This is a genomic window from Streptomyces europaeiscabiei, from assembly GCF_036346855.1.
Lineage (GTDB): Bacteria > Actinomycetota > Actinomycetes > Streptomycetales > Streptomycetaceae > Streptomyces > Streptomyces europaeiscabiei.
In genome coordinates, this window is record NZ_CP107841.1 from 6830939 (window position 1) to 6847649 (window position 16711).

Sequence of the window (16711 nt, forward strand, 5' to 3'; positions counted from 1 at the left end):
CGTAGCTGCTCACTCGTACAGCTCCTCTTCGGCGAGGTACTTGACCAGCTCCTCCTTGTCGAAGAGGGCGAGCAGGTCGGGACGGATGGCTTCGGTGGTCTCACGGGTGAGGGCGATCTGGGCGACGACGGGATCCCAGGTCTCCGGCCCGCCCGTCGGATCGGTGAGCCGGCAGAGCAGGTTGATCCGGCGCCAGCCGCGGTCCATCGTCGGATGGTCCTCGCGGGTGTGCCCGCCGCGCGACTCGGTGCGCTCCAGCGCGGCCCGTGCCACGCACTCGCTGACCAGCAGCATGTTCCGAAGGTCGAGGGCGAGATGCCAGCCGGGGTTGAACTGCCGGTGCCCCTCCACACCCGCCCGGCGCGCCCGTACCCGAAGGTCGGCCAGCTTCTCCAGCGCCTGCTCCATCTCGCCCTCGCGGCGGATGATGCCGACCAGGTCGTTCATGGCCTGCTGCAGTTCCTGATGGAGGGTGTACGGGTTCTCCGGCGGCCGACCGGCCTCCAGACCCGGCGCCGGCCCCTCGGCGGAGAACGGCCGCAGCGCCTCGGCGGCGGCCGTGTCGACCTCGATGTCGTCCACCGGCGGCCGTGCCCCGGTCAGCCCCGCCGCGTACCCGGCCGCGTGCTGCCCGGCCCGGCGGCCGAACACCAGCAGGTCGGAGAGGGAGTTGCCGCCCAGCCGGTTGGAGCCGTGCATACCGCCGGCCACCTCACCGGCCGCGAACAGGCCCGGCACCCCGCGTGCAGCCGCCGTGTCCGACTCGACCGCGATACCGCCCATCACGTAGTGGCAGGTGGGCCCGACCTCCATCGCCTCCGCCGTGATGTCGACGTCCGCCAGCTCCTTGAACTGGTGGTACATCGAGGGGAGCCGGCGGCGGATGGTCTCCGCCGGCATCCGCGTGGACACGTCCAGGAAGACCCCGCCGTGCGGTGATCCCCGGCCCGCCTTCACCTCGGAGTTGATGGCCCGCGCCACCTCGTCACGCGGGAGCAGTTCGGGCGGACGGCGGTTGTGGTCCGGGTCCTCGTACCAGCGGTCGCCCTCCTCCTCGGACTGCGCGTACTTCTCCTTGAACACGTCCGGGATGTAGTCGAACATGAACCGCTTGCCCTCGGAGTTCCTGAGCACACCGCCGTCACCGCGCACCGACTCCGTGACGAGGATGCCCTTCACCGACGGCGGCCAGACCATGCCCGTCGGATGGAACTGCACGAACTCCATGTTCAGCAGCGGCGCGCCTGCGAGCAGCGCCAGCGCGTGGCCGTCGCCCGTGTACTCCCACGAGTTCGACGTCACCTTGAACGACTTGCCGATGCCACCGGTGGCGATGACGACGGCGGGCGCTTCGAGGACGAGGAAACGGCCCGACTCGCGCTCGTAGCCGAAGACGCCGGACACCCGCTCGCCCGCGGCGGAGCCGCTGTCGGACACAGTCTTCAACACCCGGGTGACCGTGCACTCCTGGAAGACCTTCAGCCGGGACTCGTAGTCGCCCGTCTCCTTGTGGTCCTCCTGCTGGAGGGCGACGATCTTCTGCTGGAGCGTGCGGATCAGCTCCAGGCCCGTACGGTCACCGACGTGGGCGAGGCGCGGGTACTCGTGGCCGCCGAAGTTGCGCTGCGAGATGCGGCCGTCCTTCGTACGGTCGAAGAGGGCGCCCCAGGTCTCCAGCTCCCACACCCGGTCGGGTGCCTCGCGGGCGTGCAGCTCCGCCATCCGCCACTGGTTGAGGAACTTGCCGCCGCGCATGGTGTCGCGGAAGTGGACCTGCCAGTTGTCACCGGAGTTGACGTTGCCCATGGCGGCCGCGATGCCGCCCTCGGCCATCACCGTGTGGGCCTTGCCGAACAGGGACTTGCAGATCACAGCCGTACGGGCGCCCCGCTCACGGGCCTCGATCGCGGCGCGCAGCCCGGCCCCGCCGGCGCCGATCACGACGACGTCCCACTCCTGTCGTTCGACCACGGACATCAGAAGCACCTTTTGTCTGTTAGAAGAGGGTCGGATCGTCGAAGACGCCGGACGCGACCAGGTACACGTAGAAGTCGGCGAGCGCCACACTCACCAACGACGCCCAGGCGAGCTGCATGTGGCGGGCGTTGAGCTTCCCGACCCAACTCCACATCCGGTAGCGCACGGGATGCCTGGAGAAGTGCTTGAGCTTGCCGCCGACGATGTGCCGGCACGAGTGGCAGGAGAGGGTGTACGCCCAGATCAGCACGATGTTGACGAGGAACACGAGGGTGCCGAGGCCCATGTGGCCCCACTCGTAGTGCTCGTCGCGGAAGGCCAGGACCGTGTCGTAGGTGAGGATGCCGGCGACCAGCAGGGCCGCGTAGAAGAAGTACCGGTGGAGGTTCTGCAGGATCAGCGGGAAGCGGGTCTCGCCGGAGTACTTCTGGTGCGGCTCGGCCACCGCGCAGGCGGGCGGGGACGCCCAGAAGCCGCGGTAGTAGGCCTTGCGGTAGTAGTAGCAGGTCAGGCGGAAGCCGAGCGGGAAGATCAGGATGATGATCGCCGGTGAGATGCCCCACCAGCCGCCGAGGATCTCCCAGTTGGGGCCGGCGCGCATGGGCTCGCAGCGTTCCGCCAGACAGGGCGAGTAGAACGGCGAGACGTAGGGGGCCGCGTAGTAGTGCGCGTCGGCGAAGGCCCGCCAGGTCGAATAGACGATGAAGGCCAGCAGCCCGGCGGCCGTGGCGGCGGGGGCCAGCCACCAGCGGTCGGTGCGCAGATGCGGGGCGGAGATCGCGGCGCGCGTACGGCTCCGCACGCCGCCGCGCTGTGGATGGGGTTCTGTTGCCGGTGGTTCCGTACCAGTGGCCAACGGGGGACTCCCGGTCGGGTTCTTGGCGTGTCGGGTTCTCGGTCTCGGGTTCTTGTGGTGGTCGGTTGTGGTGGTCGGTCGGTTACGGCGGTCAGGGTGCGCGGCGGTCGCGGGCGCCTAGGCCCTCGTCGTCCGAGTCCGTCCACAGGGAGCTGTCGTACGGGGTGTCGGGGATGGAGACGAGGTCGGGGCGGCGCGGCTTCGCCAGTTCGGGGGCGGCCTCGCCGAGCAACGCGACGCTCTCGCGCAGGTGGTCGGCGTCGGTGCGGACGCGGCGTATCTCCAGGCCGCTGCCGCCGAGTTGCTGTTCCAGGCGGCGTACGGACCGGGTCAGTTCGTCCAGGCAGCGCCGGACTGCCGTCAAGTCGTCGTGCACGGACATGACTTGCCCTCGCTTTCAGGGGGCGGTGGCCCCAAGGCGGCAATGTTCATGCGCCTGCGAGTGTCGCGCGTCACACCTGCCGGTGGGAAGCGGTGTGCGGGGTTCTTTTGCGTGGGGGGAGCTCGGGGGGCTGGGGTGGGTTCTTGTCCGCGGGTCCGGTGGGGCTTCTCGCGGAGTTCCCCGCGCCCCTGAAAAGCAGGGGCTGCGGGCCTTGCTTTTCAGGGGCGCGGGGCAGTGGTCTCTCCAGCCGGCAGGGGCCTGATCTCTTGGGGGCGCGGGGAACCGCGCGACCAGCCCTCACCGGACCCGCACCCGCCAAGGCACCCGAACCCACCCGAACTGTCAGGCGTCCAAACGGGTGGGTTCCCGGGGGCTCGCCGTCGTGTCGGCGCACCCGCGAGGCCTCCGTCCTCTTCAGTGGGCCGCATCCGTCTGATCAGCTCCATATACCGCCGAACGTGATCAGAGCCGCCCCCGTCCCCGTTCTCCCACCGCGGAGCGAGGAGGTCGCAGTGATGCCGATTCCCCACGACCGCGTTCGACCGCGCCCCCCGCGCTGCTCCCTGGCGTTCCTGGTCGCCGGCGTGCTCACGATGCCCGTGCTGAGCGGATGCGGTGAGGAGGACCCGGCGGGCAGGCCCGTCGCCGGACAGGACATCGCGCCGGCCGCGCGGAACCTCGTCGCCGACGGCGGCACCCTGCGCTGGGCCGTCGACGCCGTGCCGGAGACGCTGAACACGTTCCAGTCGGACGCCGACCCGGCCACGGCACGGATCGCCGGAGCCGTACTGCCGTCGATGTACCGCCTCGACACCAGCGGACGCCCGCAGCTCAACACCGACTACCTGGAGTCCGCGAAGGTCGTCGAACGCGAGCCCCGCCAGGTTGTCCTCTACAAGCTCCACCAGGAGGCGGTGTGGAGCGACGGCCGGGAGATCGGCGCCGCCGACTTCGCCGCGCAGTGGCGGGCCCTGTCGGGCAAGGACTCCGCGTACTGGACCGCCAGGAACGCCGGCTACGAACGCATCGAGAAGATCGAACGCGGCGACAACGACCTGGAGGTCCGGGTCACCTTCGCCCGCCCGTACGCCGACTGGAGATCGCTCTTCTCGCCGCTGTACCCGAAGCAGGTGATGGGCACCCCCGACTCCTTCAACGACGGCGCCCGCAAGCGGCTCAAGGTCACCGCCGGGCCGTTCGCGCTGAAGGACGTCGACCGCAAGGGCGGCGAGGTCACGCTCGCCCGCAACCTCCGCTGGTGGGGCCGCCCCGCCAAGCTCTCCGAGCTGGTGCTGCGCGCCGTACCGCGCGCCGAGCGGGCCAAGGCGCTGGCCGAGGACCAGGTCGACATCGCCGAGATCGACTCGGTGCAGGCCGAGCGGATCATGCTCGCCTCCCGTGACAGGAAGAAGTCGCAGGGCGCCGGTCCTCCTCTCTCGCGGAGCGCCCCCCAGACCCAGGAGGGCGCCCCCGCCCACGGCCCCGGACTGACCCCCGCGAAGTCGCTTCGGTCCTGGGCCATCGCGCACGGCTCGGACGAGAAGGCCGCGAACGACGAGACCAGCGCCCGGGAGAAGCGGCGCGCGGCGCTCGCCGAGTACACCGCCCAGCAGTCCGCCCTGCGCGGTTTCGCCGTCCGCCGGTCCCTGGAACCCGCCTTCACCCAGCTCGCCCTGAACGGTTCGGACGGCCCCCTCGCCGACGAGCGTGTCCGCCGCGCCGTGGCCCGCGCGATCGACCGCGAGAAGCTCGCCGCCCTCGTCCTGGAGCCCCTCGGCCTGCCCGCCGAGCCCGTCGGCAGCCATCTCGCTCTCGCCGGCCAGGCCGCCTATGCCGACAACAGCGGTGCCCTCGGCGACCAGGACGCCGACGAGGCGCGGGCCCTGCTCGCCGACGCCGGATGGGAACAGGGCGGCCCCCTGGAGCCCGTCCAGCCCATGGAGAGCGAGAAGGCGGCCGGTGCGGAGGGGGAGAAGCCCAGGACGAAGGACGCCGCCGGCTCCGACAAGTCCGGCTCCGGTCCCGGTTCAGGGAAGTCCGCTTCCGCCTCTGCGTCTGCGTCTGCGTCCGTCTCCGCCTCTGCGTCCGCGTCTGCCTCTGCCTCTGCGTCTGCCTCTGCCTCCACGTCCGCCTCTGCGTCCGTCTCCGCCTCCGGTAAATCCGGCTCCTCCGACGACGAGAGCACGTACATCGTCGGCGAGGACAACAAGCCGTACGACGCCGACGCGAACCTCGCGCAGGACGGCAAGCAGTTCAAGCCGGGCGGCGCGCCCGGCGCGTACGCGCCACAGGGGACGCGGGCGCCCGCCGATGCCGCGCGGGGGCCGCTGGCCAAGAACGGCAAGCTCCTGACGCTGAGGTTCGTGCTGCCGGACGGGCCGGGGTCGGAGTCGCTGCGGGCCGTCGGTGAGCGGATCGCGGCGATGCTGGAGCGCGTCGGGATCCGTACGGAGATCACGAAGGTCGCCGACGAGAGCTACTTCAAGGACCACATCGCCAACGGCCAGTACGACCTCGCGCTGTACTCCTGGCCGACCTCCGCGTACCCCGCCACCGACGCCCGGCCGATCTACGCCAAGCCGGTGCCCGCGGCCGACGGCTCGCTGAGCGTCGAGCAGAACTACACGCGCGTCGGCACGGACCGGGTCGACCAACTCTTCGACCAGGCCGTATCCACCCTCGACGAGTCCAAGACCCGCGCCCTGATCCGCAAGGCGGACGCCCGGATCTGGGCCGCCGCCGGATCCATCCCCCTCTACCAGCGGCCCCAGCTCGTCGCCGCCCGCACCACCCTGGCCAACGCGGGTGCCTTCGGCTTCCAGACCCCGGTCTACGAGGACATGGGGTTCTTGAAGAAGGGGGCCAAAACGTCGGCGGACCGGGTGTCGCGGAACTGATACTCACAGCCGCCTCTGACGACGCTCAAACGCCTTGCCTCGCCTTGCCCCGCCCGCACGGGCGGCGGGATGATGACCGCGCTGTTGATCATCATGCGGCTGTGGTGGCCGTACGGGGGAAGTGGGGCGCAGGATGCACACAGTGCGACGGGCATCGGTGGTGGTACTGGCCGCAGCGGCCCTGGCCGTGGCTCTGACGGCCTGCACCGGTAGCCCGGACGGGCAGGCCGAGCAGGACGGACAGGACAAGCCCGCAGCCGGGCAGTCCCGGGCCGCGGCCCAGTCCAAGGCGTGCGGGAACGGCACGTTCACCTGGGTCAACGTCGAGCAGCCGACGCGGCTGATCGCTGTCGCCGACGCGGAGCGGATGGGCGAGGGCGGTGGTGAGTTCACCCGGAAGCTGCGGTGGGTCCGTACGCCGGAGGTCTCGGTGGAGGCCGAAGGGCCGACGCTGGACTCGGCCGACGTGCTGTTCTCGTTGGGCAAGAGGATCGGCTACTTCGACGCCGACGCTCAGTTCATGGACGAGGCCGGCAACGTGTTCGTCGACGTCGGTAACCGTCCCGAGCTGAGCGCCGATCTGGGGTCGGTCACCTCGGCGGGCAACTTCGTGAACTACGCCTATGCGAAGGCGGTGGAAGGCGACTTCCGCTACTCCTGCGCTGACGGCGAGACCACGCTGGGGCATGCCGAGAGCTGGAGGGTCGATGGCGAGGGCAGCCTGACATGCGACCAGGTCCCCAGCGACAGCGCCGTGGCCCTCGAAGCCGCCCGGATCTCCTGCTCCGCGGACTCGGTCGCCGCGAAGGCCGGCCGGAAGGCCGCGGACAAGGCCTTGGCCGCGAACTGAGCGGTGCCCGTGCGGTGCCCGGTCCCCCGCCGGTGCCTCGCCCTCGCTCATCCCGGAGCCCGGCCCCGTCCGACCAGCCCTGAGCTGTGCCGAAGTGGCCCGGCGAGCCCCATCCCCGGCGCACCGGTATTCCAGACCCCGGCGTACGAGGGCATGGGCTTCCTGAAGAGAAGAAGAGCGCGCGGGAGTCGGCGAGCCCGGTGCCCCAGGGCCGAGCTGTCGTGCTCATGCAATCTCTGAGGTATCTCAAATGTCTTGCCGCCCGGCCTCCGCTGCCTCGACGATGATCGTGATCGATCGTCACTCGGTGATCGGACGACGGGGAACGGGGAAGGATGTCATGGGCATGCGTGTCATGGCAGTTCGGACTTCGGCGGCAGCAGGGCTGGCCGCGGTCGCTCTGGCGGCGGGGCTCACGGCTTGTACGGGTGGGTCGGGCGACGGGAAGAAGGACGACCCGGCCTCGGCCAAGGCGTGCACGAACGGGACGTACGCCTGGTCGGATGTCCGGCGGTCGGAGAAGCTGGCCGAGCTTGCCGACCCGATCGACATCCCGAAGAAGGTCGACCAGTACAGAGCCGAACTCGAACCCGTCGGCGACAACCGCTACCGGCCTGCGGTCACCGGTGCCCCCAAAGGCGTCGGCGCGGTCCGGGTCATCAAGGCGCTGGGTAAGCACCTGAAGACGGAGGAGCGGCTCGCGTACCCGTCCGAGCCTGCGGTGGACGAGATCGGCCACTACATCGAGAACGCCACCGGGGACATCGAGGGCTCGTACTTCGCGTGGTCGTCGATCGACCTCGTCGAGGCCGGTTTCACGTACACCTGCGAGGGCTCCGAGCCGGTGAAGGGCCACGTGGTGTCGTACGAGAACTCTGCCTCCGGCTTCTGGGACTGTGCCGACGAGCCGGTCGGGGGCAAGGCCGCCCTCGACGCCGCTCGGTTGAGCTGCCCCGAAGGGTCGCGAGCGGCGCAGGCGGCCTGACGCCTGCGCTGTGGACCCGCCGGGCCCTCCAGAGCCCGTCCGACCAGCCTTGAGCTGTGCCGAAGTAGCCCGGCGAGCCCCATCCCCGGCGCACCCGTACCATGGGGTGAGGCCGTGGCGTGTCCAGCCCGGCAGGGTCCGCGCGACACAGATGTCAGCGCAGGCCGTCCTCACACTCCGGGAGAAGCGCCTCAATATGGCCACGCGCCACGACATCCGCAACGTTGCCATCGTCGCCCACGTCGACCACGGCAAGACCACTCTGGTCGACGCCATGCTCAAGCAGGCCGGTGCCTTCGCCGCGCACGCCGCCGAGTCGCTCGACGACCGCATGATGGACTCGAACGACCTGGAGCGTGAGAAGGGCATCACGATCCTCGCCAAGAACACGGCGGTGAAGTACCACCCGAAGGACGGGGGGGACATCATCACCATCAACATCATCGACACCCCGGGCCACGCCGACTTCGGTGGCGAGGTCGAGCGCGGTCTGTCGATGGTGGACGCCGTGGTTCTGCTGGTCGACGCCTCCGAGGGGCCGTTGCCGCAGACCCGGTTCGTGCTGCGCAAGGCGCTCCAGCAGCGCCTGCCGGTCATCCTGTGCATCAACAAGACCGACCGCCCGGACTCCCGGATCGACGAGGTCGTCAACGAGACCTACGACCTCTTCCTGGACCTGGACGCGGACGAGGAGCAGATCGAGTTCCCCATCGTCTACGCGTGTGCGCGTGACGGTGTCGCCTCGCTGACCAAGCCGGAGGACGGCACCGTCCCGGCCGACAGCAACAGCCTGGAGCCGTTCTTCTCCACGATCCTGTCGCACGTCCCGGCCCCGTCGTACGACGAGGAGGCCCCGCTCCAGGCGCACGTCACCAACCTGGACGCCGACAACTTCCTCGGCCGTATCGCGCTGCTCCGCGTCGAGCAGGGCGAGCTGCGCAAGGGCCAGACCGTCACGTGGATCAAGCGTGACGGCACGATGTCCAACGTCCGCATCACCGAGCTGATGATGACCGAGGCGCTCACCCGCAAGCCCGCCGAGATGGCCGGCCCGGGTGACATCTGTGCCGTCGCCGGTATCCCGGACATCATGATCGGCGAGACCCTCGCCGACCCCGAGAACCCGATCGCGCTGCCGCTCATCACGGTCGACGAGCCGGCGATCTCCATGACCATCGGTACGAACACCTCGCCGATGGTCGGCCGCGGCGGCACCGGCAAGGGTGCCGAGAACAAGGCCGTGGTCAAGGACCGCAAGGTCACTGCCCGGCAGGTCAAGGACCGTCTCGACCGCGAGCTGATCGGTAACGTCAGCCTCCGTGTCCTTGAGACCGAGCGCCCCGACGCCTGGGAGGTCCAGGGCCGTGGTGAGCTCGCGCTCGCCATCCTGGTCGAGCAGATGCGCCGTGAGGGCTTCGAGCTGACCATCGGCAAGCCGCAGGTGGTCACCCAGGAGATCGACGGCAAGGTCCACGAGCCCGTCGAGCGCATGACGATCGACGTGCCCGAGGAGCACATGGGCGCGGTCACGCAGCTCATGGGCGTCCGCAAGGGCCGGATGGACAACATGTCCAACCACGGTTCCGGCTGGGTGCGCATGGAGTTCGTCGTGCCCTCCCGCGGGCTCATCGGGTTCCGTACGGAGTTCCTCACGGGTACGCGTGGCACCGGTATCGCGCACTCGATCCACGAGGGCCACGAGCCCTGGTTCGGCGTGCTGGCGACCCGTAACAACGGTTCGCTGGTGGCCGACCGGGCCGGCGCCGTCACCGCCTTCGCGATGACGAACCTCCAGGAGCGCGGCGTGCTGTTCACCGACCCCGGCACCGAGGTGTACGAGGGCATGATCGTCGGTGAGAACTCGCGCTCCGACGACATGGACGTGAACATCACCAAGGAGAAGAAGCTCACGAACATGCGGTCCTCCTCGGCCGACTCGTTCGAGGCGATCGTCCCGCCGCGCAAGCTCTCCCTGGAGCAGTCCCTGGAGTTCTGCCGCGACGACGAGTGCGTCGAGGTCACCCCGGAGGCGGTTCGTATCCGCAAGGTGAACCTGGACGCCCGCGAGCGCGCCCGCTCCGCGAGCCGCGCCAAGCACGGCTGAGTACTGCCTGTCCTGTTCACGCAGACGGCCCGGCCACTCCCAAGAGGGGAGTGGCCGGGCCGTCGGTGCGGGTGGAGCCGGCGAAGGCAGCGGGCCCCGGCGGCCGCCTGCGTTGTGCGGTCCAGGGTGCGGTGAGCGCAGAGTGGCGCTCACCGTGGCTCCCACCGTACCTACGCGCGGGTAGGGAAAACCCTTCATTACGGGAGAAGGGAGTCTCGGCATGGCCGGTTCCCACTACGCTCCTGGGTACACAGGTTTCTCCAAGGGCACGTCGGTGCATCCCGCGAATGTTGTCGCGCCGCTTCCGAACGACAGCCCGACGGCCAGAATTTGGCGGAGACATGTCGGCTGAGGGCGGAGGGAATTTCCCCTCGCTCGAGACAGGTGAGAGTGCCATCGGCACCCCCTGCACGAGAGTGGCTTTTCCGCAACCCATTTTTCCTTCGGTTGCGTCCGGAATGCGGACAGCCGCGACCGATAAGCGTGTAACAAGTCCGTTTCGCAGGGATCTCTCACCAAACCCTTTGTCCGGATTTTGGAAGAAGTAGGCGCAAGGTGTGATCGAACCGAGACCTTGCGAAGGTGGTCGAGCGCTGGCCCATGGCAGATAGTTAGGCGCGTAGAGCTCGGGGCAAAGGGTCACGCGTCTAGGGGGACGTCGACTCCACGAGCCAGGGGACTATCCGACTTTCTTCGTCGCACGTGTCGACGCTGTGTCTGGTATCCCCTCCTGTGGTGAACAAATGGACTCATGAGGAGGAACCCATGCGGGGTGCGAAGAGCGCCAAGTGGGTGGCGATAGCCGCGGTTGTGGCGCTGAGCGTGACCGCTTGTGGTGGTGGCGGTGATGACGGCGGCGACAAGGGGAACGACAAGGGCGCCGTTGACGCCAAGGGGATCGTGACGTTCGAGAGCGGTGAGCCGCAGAACCCGCTGCAGCCGGCGAACACGATGGAGAGCTACGGCTCCGACGTCGTCACCTCGCTCTTCGATACCCTTGTCGACTACGAGAACGGTAGCGGCAAGATCACCTACACCAACGCCGAGTCCATCACCACGGATGACTCGAAGGTGTGGACCGTCAAGCTCAAGGCGGGCTGGAAGTTCCACAACGGTGAGGCGGTCACCGCCAAGTCCTATGTCGACGCGTGGAACTGGGCCGCGAACATCGCGAACAACCAGACCAACGCCTCCTGGTTCTCCGACATCGAGGGCTACGCCGACGTCCACCCGGAGAAGGGCAAGGCCAAGAAGGACGCCATGTCCGGCCTGAAGGTCGTCGACGACAACACCTTCACCATCACCCTGAGCGCGCCGCTCGCGTACTTCGAGTACAAGCTCGCGTACAACGTCTTCGCGCCGCTCCCGTCCGGCTTCTTCAAGGACCCCGAGGGCTACGGCGAGAAGCCGGTCGGCAACGGTCCCTACGAGTTCGTCAAGTGGGACCACAAGAAGTCGATCGAGGTGAAGACGTACGCCGGCTACAAGGGCCCGAACAAGGCCAAGAACGGCGGTGTGCTCTTCAAGAACTACACCGGGCCCGAGGCCTCCTACGCCGACCTGCTCTCGGACAAGGTCGACGTCATCCGCCAGGTTCCGGCCGCGAGCCTCGCGAACTACAAGACCGACCTGGGTGACCGCGCCGTCGACCAGGACTACTCGGCCGTCCAGTCCATCGTTCCGGCCTTCTACACCAAGCAGTGGAAGGGCATCGACAACCGGGTCCTCCAGGGCCTGTCGATGGCGATCGACCGTGACACGATCACCAAGACCGTGCTTCAGGACACCCGTACGCCGGCCACCGGCTGGGTCGCCCAGGGTGTGCTCGGCTTCAAGGCCGGTGCCGCAGGTGACGTCACCAAGTACAACCCGGCCGAGGCCAAGAAGCTGATCAAGGCCGGTGGCGGTGTCCCCGGCAACAAGATCACCATCCAGTTCAACGCGGACGGCGGCCACGGCGAGTGGGTCGAGGCGGTCTGCAACAGCATCCGTGAGGCCACCGGCGTCGAGTGCTCCGGCGACTCCAAGGCCGACTTCCAGACCGACCTCGAGGCGCGTGACGCCAAGGAGGTCAAGTCGATGTACCGCGGTGGCTGGGTGCTCGACTACCCGTTCAACGGCAACTTCCTCCGTGACCTCTACGGGACCGGTGTGGCCGGCAACACCAGTGGCTACTCGAACAAGGCCTTCGACGCCCTGGTGAAGGAGGCCGACGGCGCGCCCACCATCGAGAAGTCGGCAGAGCTGTACCAGCAGGCTGAGAAGTCCCTGGTCGACAACATGCCGTCCATCCCGCTCTGGTACTACAAGGTCAACTCGGGCTACTCGAACAACGTGCAGAACGTGAAGTTCAACCAGGCCGGTGACCCGATCCTCAACGAGATCGAAGTCAAGAAGTAACGATCGTCGGCTACTTGGAGAGGCGGTACCGCGGAACAACTCCGCGGTACCGCCCTCCAGGTGCGTGGTCACACGGCCGGGGGGACCCGCGACCACGCGCTTCACCGACCTGAGACGGAGGCACGATGGGGCGCTATGTCGCACGACGACTGCTCCAGATGATCCCGGTCTTCTTCGGGACCACACTGCTCATCTTCCTTATGGTGTACGCGCTGCCCGGTGACCCGGTTCGGGCCATGTTCGGCGACAAGGGAGCCGACCCCGCCACCCTCGCCGCGCTGCGACACAAGTTCGGTCTCGACCAGCCGCTCTGGAAGCAGTATGTCGACTACATGTCAGGCATTCTCTTCCACTTCGACTTCGGTGACACCTTCGCCGGCAGACCTGTCGCGGAGGAGATCGGCCGTGTCTTCCCCACGACGATCCGACTCGCCACGGTCGCCTTCGTCATCGAACTCGTCCTTGGTGTCGCCCTCGGCATCCTCGCGGGCCTGAAGGTCGGACGCGCCGCGGACACCCTCGTTCTGGTCTTCACCCTGTTGGTGATCTCCGTACCGGTCTTCGTCCTGGCGTTCATCCTGCGTCAGGTCTTCTCGTTCAACCTGGGCTGGGTCTCCCCCAACGTCCAGAACGCCGAGAACTGGAACGAGTTGATCCTGCCCGGAGCCGTCCTGGCCTCGCTCTCGCTGGCGTATGTGGCGAGGCTGACCCGTACCTCGATCGCCGAGAACCTGCGCTCCGACTACATGCGCACAGCCGTGGCCAAGGGGCTGCCGCGCCGCCGTGTCGTCGGTGTCCACCTGATGCGCAACTCGCTGATCCCCGTGGTCACCTACCTCGGCACGGACATCGGTTCACTGATGGCCGGAGCGGTCGTCACCGAGGGCATCTTCAATGTGCCGGGCGTCGGCAACGCCCTCTACATCGCGCTGTTCCGGCGAGAGGGCTCCACGATCGTCGGCATCGTCACCATCCTGGTGCTGGTGTACCTGATGGCAAGCCTGCTCATCGACCTGCTCTACGCGGTCCTGGACCCGAGGATCCGTTATGCCTGACGTGACCAAGGACGCGGCCGAGGAAGCGAACAAGACCGCAGGCGGGGGGACACCGGCGGACGCCCTCGTCCCGCCACAGGCGACACCGGCTCAGGAACCCGCCCGCCAGGAGAAACCTGCCAGCCTCTGGTCGAACGCCTGGCGCGACCTGCGGCGCAACCCGTACTTCATCGTCTCCGCGGCGTTGATCCTGTTGCTGCTGATCATCGCGGCCTTCCCCGGCCTCTTCTCCAGCGGTGACCCTCGCTCCGGCGATCTGCGCAACCACTATCTGGGCGAGCCGCAGCTCGGCCACTGGTTCTCCCCGGAGTGGCTGGGCTACGACGGCCAGGGACGGTCCATCTACACCCGGCTCATATTCGGCGCCCGCGCGTCGATCTTCGTCGGTGTGGGTGTCACCGTACTGACCACTGTCGTCGGCGGCTTCGTGGGTATGCTCGCCGGTTACTTCGGCGGCTGGATCGACTCGGTGCTCTCCCGCATCACCGACGTCTTCTTCGGTATCCCGTTCCTCCTCGGCGCCCTCATCGTGCTCAACTCCTTCGAGACGCGCTCGATCATCGTCGTCATCCTCGCGATGTCCTTCCTGGGGTGGACCCAGGTGGCCCGCGTCATGCGAGGTGCGGTGATCACCAACAAGCAGGCGGACTATGTGCACGCCGCCAAGGCCCTCGGCGCGAGCACCCCTCGGATCCTGGCCCGGCACATCCTGCCGAACGCCATCGCCCCGGTGATCGTTGTCGCGACGATCTCGCTGGGTATCTACATCTCGACCGAGGCGACCCTGTCCTTCCTGGGTATCGGCCTCGCCGACCCCACCGTGTCCTGGGGCATGGACATCTCATCGGCCTCCAAGGTCATTCGGAACGCGCCGCACGTACTGTTCTTCCCGGCGGCGATGCTGTCGGTGACCGTGCTCGCGTTCATCATGCTCGGCGACGCGGTGCGCGACGCCCTCGACCCCAAGCTGCGCTGAGGAGGGCGTACGTTGACCATCATCGACAACACCGACGTCTTCCCCGCACCCCGCGGGCATGAGGACGAAAGCGCCCCGCTGCTCGAAGTCCGGGATCTGCACGTGGAGTTCCACACCCGCGACGGAGTGGCCAAGGCCGTCAACGGAGTGAACTACAGCGTGAACGCCGGCGAAACCCTCGCCGTGCTCGGAGAGTCCGGCTCCGGCAAGTCGGTCACCGCGCAGGCGATCATGGGCATCCTGGACATGCCCCCGGCGAGGATCCCGCAGGGCGAGATCCTCTACCGCGGCCAGGACATGTTGAAGATGTCCGCCGAGGAGCGCCGGAAGCTGCGCGGCACCACGATCGCCATGATCTTCCAGGATGCGCTCAGCTCGCTGAACCCGGTGCTCAGCGTCGGCTACCAGCTCGGTGAGATGTACCGGGTCCACCAGGGTCTCTCCAAGAAGAACGCCAAGGCCAAGGCGATCGAACTGATGGACCGGGTCAAGATCCCCGCCGCCGCGGCGCGGGTCAACGACTACCCGCACCAGTTCTCCGGCGGTATGCGCCAGCGCATCATGATCGCCATGGCGCTGGCCCTGGAACCCGATCTGATCATCGCCGACGAGCCCACCACCGCCCTTGACGTGACGGTGCAGGCCCAGGTCATGGACCTGCTCGCCGAACTTCAGCGCGAGTACCACATGGGCCTGATCCTGATCACCCACGACCTGGGTGTCGTCGCCGACGTCGCTGACAAGATCGCGGTCATGTACGCGGGCCGGATCGTCGAGCAGGCCCCGGTCCACGAGATCTACAAGAGGCCGGCGCACCCCTACACCAAGGGTCTGCTGGAGTCGATCCCGCGCCTGGACCAGAAGGGCAGGGAGCTGTACGCGATCAAGGGTCTGCCGCCCAACCTGCTGCACGTCCCGACCGGTTGCGCCTTCAACCCGCGCTGCCCCCAGGCGCAGGACGTCTGCACCACGGAGATCCCGGCGCTGCTCCAGGTGACCGAGCCGGACGGCAGCGAGCTCACCGGCCGCGGCAGTGCGTGCCACTTCTGGAAGGACACGATCCATGGCTGAGCTCAAGAAGACGGACGAGTCCGTCGGCGCCGTGGACGCCATGCCCAACGTCTCCGAGGTGGAGGTCGTCGACGCGCACTCCGAGGAGGAGGCGGTCGCGGCGATCGAGGCACCGGTCGAGCGCGGCGAACCGATCCTCCAGGTACGCAACCTGGTCAAGCACTTCCCGCTGACCCAGGGCATCCTCTTCAAACGCTCCATCGGCGCGGTCAAGGCCGTGGACGGGATCTCCTTCGATCTCTACCAGGGCGAGACGCTGGGCATCGTCGGCGAGTCCGGCTGCGGCAAGTCCACCGTGGCCAAACTGCTGATGAATCTGGAGCAGGCGACGGCGGGTGAGGTCTTCTACAAGGGCCAGGACATCACCAAGCTGTCCGGCCGCGCGCTGAAGGCCGTACGCCGGAACATCCAGATGGTGTTCCAGGACCCTTACACCTCGCTCAACCCCCGGATGACCGTGGGTGACATCATCGGCGAACCCTTCGACATCCACCCCGAAGTGGCGCCCAAGGGCGACCGGCGGCGCAAGGTGCAGGATCTGCTGGACGTGGTCGGGCTCAACCCCGAGTACATCAACCGGTACCCGCACCAGTTCTCCGGCGGTCAGCGCCAGCGCATCGGCATCGCCCGTGGGCTCGCGCTCAACCCGGAGATCATCATCTGCGACGAGCCGGTATCGGCGCTCGACGTGTCGGTTCAGGCGCAGGTGATCAACCTGATGGAGAAGCTGCAGGACGAGTTCAACCTCTCCTACATCTTCATCGCACACGACCTGTCGATCGTGCGGCACATCTCCGACCGGGTCGGGGTCATGTACCTCGGCAAGATGGCGGAGATCGGGACGGACGAGCAGATCTACGAGCACCCGACGCATCCGTACACGCAGGCACTGCTCTCCGCGGTGCCCGTGCCGGACCCGGAGGCCCGTGAGGGCCGCGAGCGGATCATCCTCACGGGTGACGTGCCTTCTCCGGCCAACCCGCCGTCCGGCTGCCGCTTCCGCACTCGCTGTTGGAAAGCCGAGGACAGGTGCGCCGAGGAGGTCCCGCTGCTCGCGGTTCCCGACCGTTTCCAGGGCGTGGACTCCCCGGCGGCCCACGAGTCCGCGTGCCACTTCGCGGAGGAGAAGGACGTGGTCCACGCGGTCTGACACCGCCT

Annotated in this window: 12 protein-coding genes; 9 read left to right on the plus strand and 3 right to left on the minus strand. The window is 68.0% G+C overall.

Annotation, left to right across the window (positions count from 1 at the left end):
- Positions 1–9 precede the first annotated feature (9 nt).
- The 3 genes from OG858_RS29955 to OG858_RS29965 form a co-directional block, all read right to left on the minus strand.
- The gene (locus OG858_RS29955) at positions 10–1977 is read right to left on the minus strand and encodes a fumarate reductase/succinate dehydrogenase flavoprotein subunit (protein ID WP_086753109.1); all 1968 of its coding nucleotides are present in this window, start codon (positions 1975–1977) and stop codon (positions 10–12) included.
- 19 nt (positions 1978–1996) lie between these two features.
- Complete coding sequence (locus OG858_RS29960) at positions 1997–2833, minus strand: hypothetical protein (RefSeq protein ID WP_319320220.1); 837 nt, start codon at positions 2831–2833, stop codon at positions 1997–1999.
- A gap of 91 nt (positions 2834–2924) precedes the next feature.
- Positions 2925–3215, minus strand: a complete 291-nt coding sequence (locus OG858_RS29965) for a hypothetical protein (protein ID WP_086754592.1) — start codon at positions 3213–3215, stop codon at positions 2925–2927.
- Between the two features lie 515 nt (positions 3216–3730).
- Here OG858_RS29965 and OG858_RS29970 point away from each other — a divergent pair.
- From OG858_RS29970 to OG858_RS30010, 9 genes are all read left to right on the plus strand, one after another.
- Positions 3731–6112 carry an ABC transporter family substrate-binding protein gene (locus tag OG858_RS29970; RefSeq protein WP_328544249.1) on the plus strand — a complete coding sequence of 794 codons (2382 nt, stop codon included), beginning with the start codon at positions 3731–3733 and terminating at the stop codon, positions 6110–6112.
- A gap of 142 nt (positions 6113–6254) precedes the next feature.
- Entirely contained in the window at positions 6255–6962 is a 708-nt protein-coding gene (locus OG858_RS29975) for a hypothetical protein (protein ID WP_319262935.1), read from the plus strand.
- Positions 6963–7308: 346 nt separating this feature from the next.
- The gene (locus tag OG858_RS29980; protein WP_143677078.1) at positions 7309–7947 is read left to right on the plus strand and encodes a hypothetical protein; all 639 of its coding nucleotides are present in this window, start codon (positions 7309–7311) and stop codon (positions 7945–7947) included.
- A 196-nt stretch (positions 7948–8143) separates the two neighbouring features.
- Positions 8144–10051: a translational GTPase TypA gene (gene typA, locus OG858_RS29985; RefSeq protein ID WP_037694852.1), complete on the plus strand. Its 1908-nt coding sequence runs from the start codon at positions 8144–8146 to the stop codon at positions 10049–10051.
- Between the two features lie 765 nt (positions 10052–10816).
- A complete protein-coding gene (locus tag OG858_RS29990) occupies positions 10817–12451 on the plus strand; it encodes a peptide ABC transporter substrate-binding protein (RefSeq protein ID WP_086746379.1) in 1635 nt (544 codons plus the stop codon).
- Between the two features lie 125 nt (positions 12452–12576).
- Complete coding sequence (locus OG858_RS29995; protein WP_086746380.1) at positions 12577–13506, plus strand: ABC transporter permease; 930 nt, start codon at positions 12577–12579, stop codon at positions 13504–13506.
- Entirely contained in the window at positions 13499–14482 is a 984-nt protein-coding gene (locus OG858_RS30000) for an ABC transporter permease (protein ID WP_086746381.1), read from the plus strand. Before OG858_RS29995 ends, OG858_RS30000 begins: the two co-directional genes overlap by 8 nt.
- A gap of 12 nt (positions 14483–14494) precedes the next feature.
- The gene (locus OG858_RS30005) at positions 14495–15553 is read left to right on the plus strand and encodes an ABC transporter ATP-binding protein (RefSeq protein WP_086746382.1); all 1059 of its coding nucleotides are present in this window, start codon (positions 14495–14497) and stop codon (positions 15551–15553) included.
- Positions 15546–16703 (plus strand): ABC transporter ATP-binding protein, encoded by a 1158-nt coding sequence (locus OG858_RS30010; protein WP_086746383.1) that lies wholly within the window; start codon positions 15546–15548, stop codon positions 16701–16703. The genes OG858_RS30005 and OG858_RS30010 overlap by 8 nt, the downstream gene beginning before the upstream one ends.
- Positions 16704–16711 lie beyond the last annotated feature (8 nt).

Bases quoted from the DNA above. Each gene is read 5' to 3' on its own strand.
- OG858_RS29955 (WP_086753109.1), bottom strand. From the start codon at position 1,977: ATGTCCGTGGTCGAACGACAGGAGTGGGACGTCGTCGTGATCGGCGCC.
- OG858_RS29965 (WP_086754592.1), bottom strand. From the start codon at position 3,215: ATGTCCGTGCACGACGACTTGACGGCAGTCCGGCGCTGCCTGGACGAA.
- OG858_RS29970 (WP_328544249.1), top strand. From the start codon at position 3,731: ATGCCGATTCCCCACGACCGCGTTCGACCGCGCCCCCCGCGCTGCTCC.
- OG858_RS29980 (WP_143677078.1), top strand. From the start codon at position 7,309: ATGCGTGTCATGGCAGTTCGGACTTCGGCGGCAGCAGGGCTGGCCGCG.
- typA (WP_037694852.1), top strand. From the start codon at position 8,144: ATGGCCACGCGCCACGACATCCGCAACGTTGCCATCGTCGCCCACGTC.
- OG858_RS29990 (WP_086746379.1), top strand. From the start codon at position 10,817: ATGCGGGGTGCGAAGAGCGCCAAGTGGGTGGCGATAGCCGCGGTTGTG.
- OG858_RS29995 (WP_086746380.1), top strand. From the start codon at position 12,577: ATGGGGCGCTATGTCGCACGACGACTGCTCCAGATGATCCCGGTCTTC.
- OG858_RS30000 (WP_086746381.1), top strand. From the start codon at position 13,499: ATGCCTGACGTGACCAAGGACGCGGCCGAGGAAGCGAACAAGACCGCA.
- OG858_RS30010 (WP_086746383.1), top strand. From the start codon at position 15,546: ATGGCTGAGCTCAAGAAGACGGACGAGTCCGTCGGCGCCGTGGACGCC.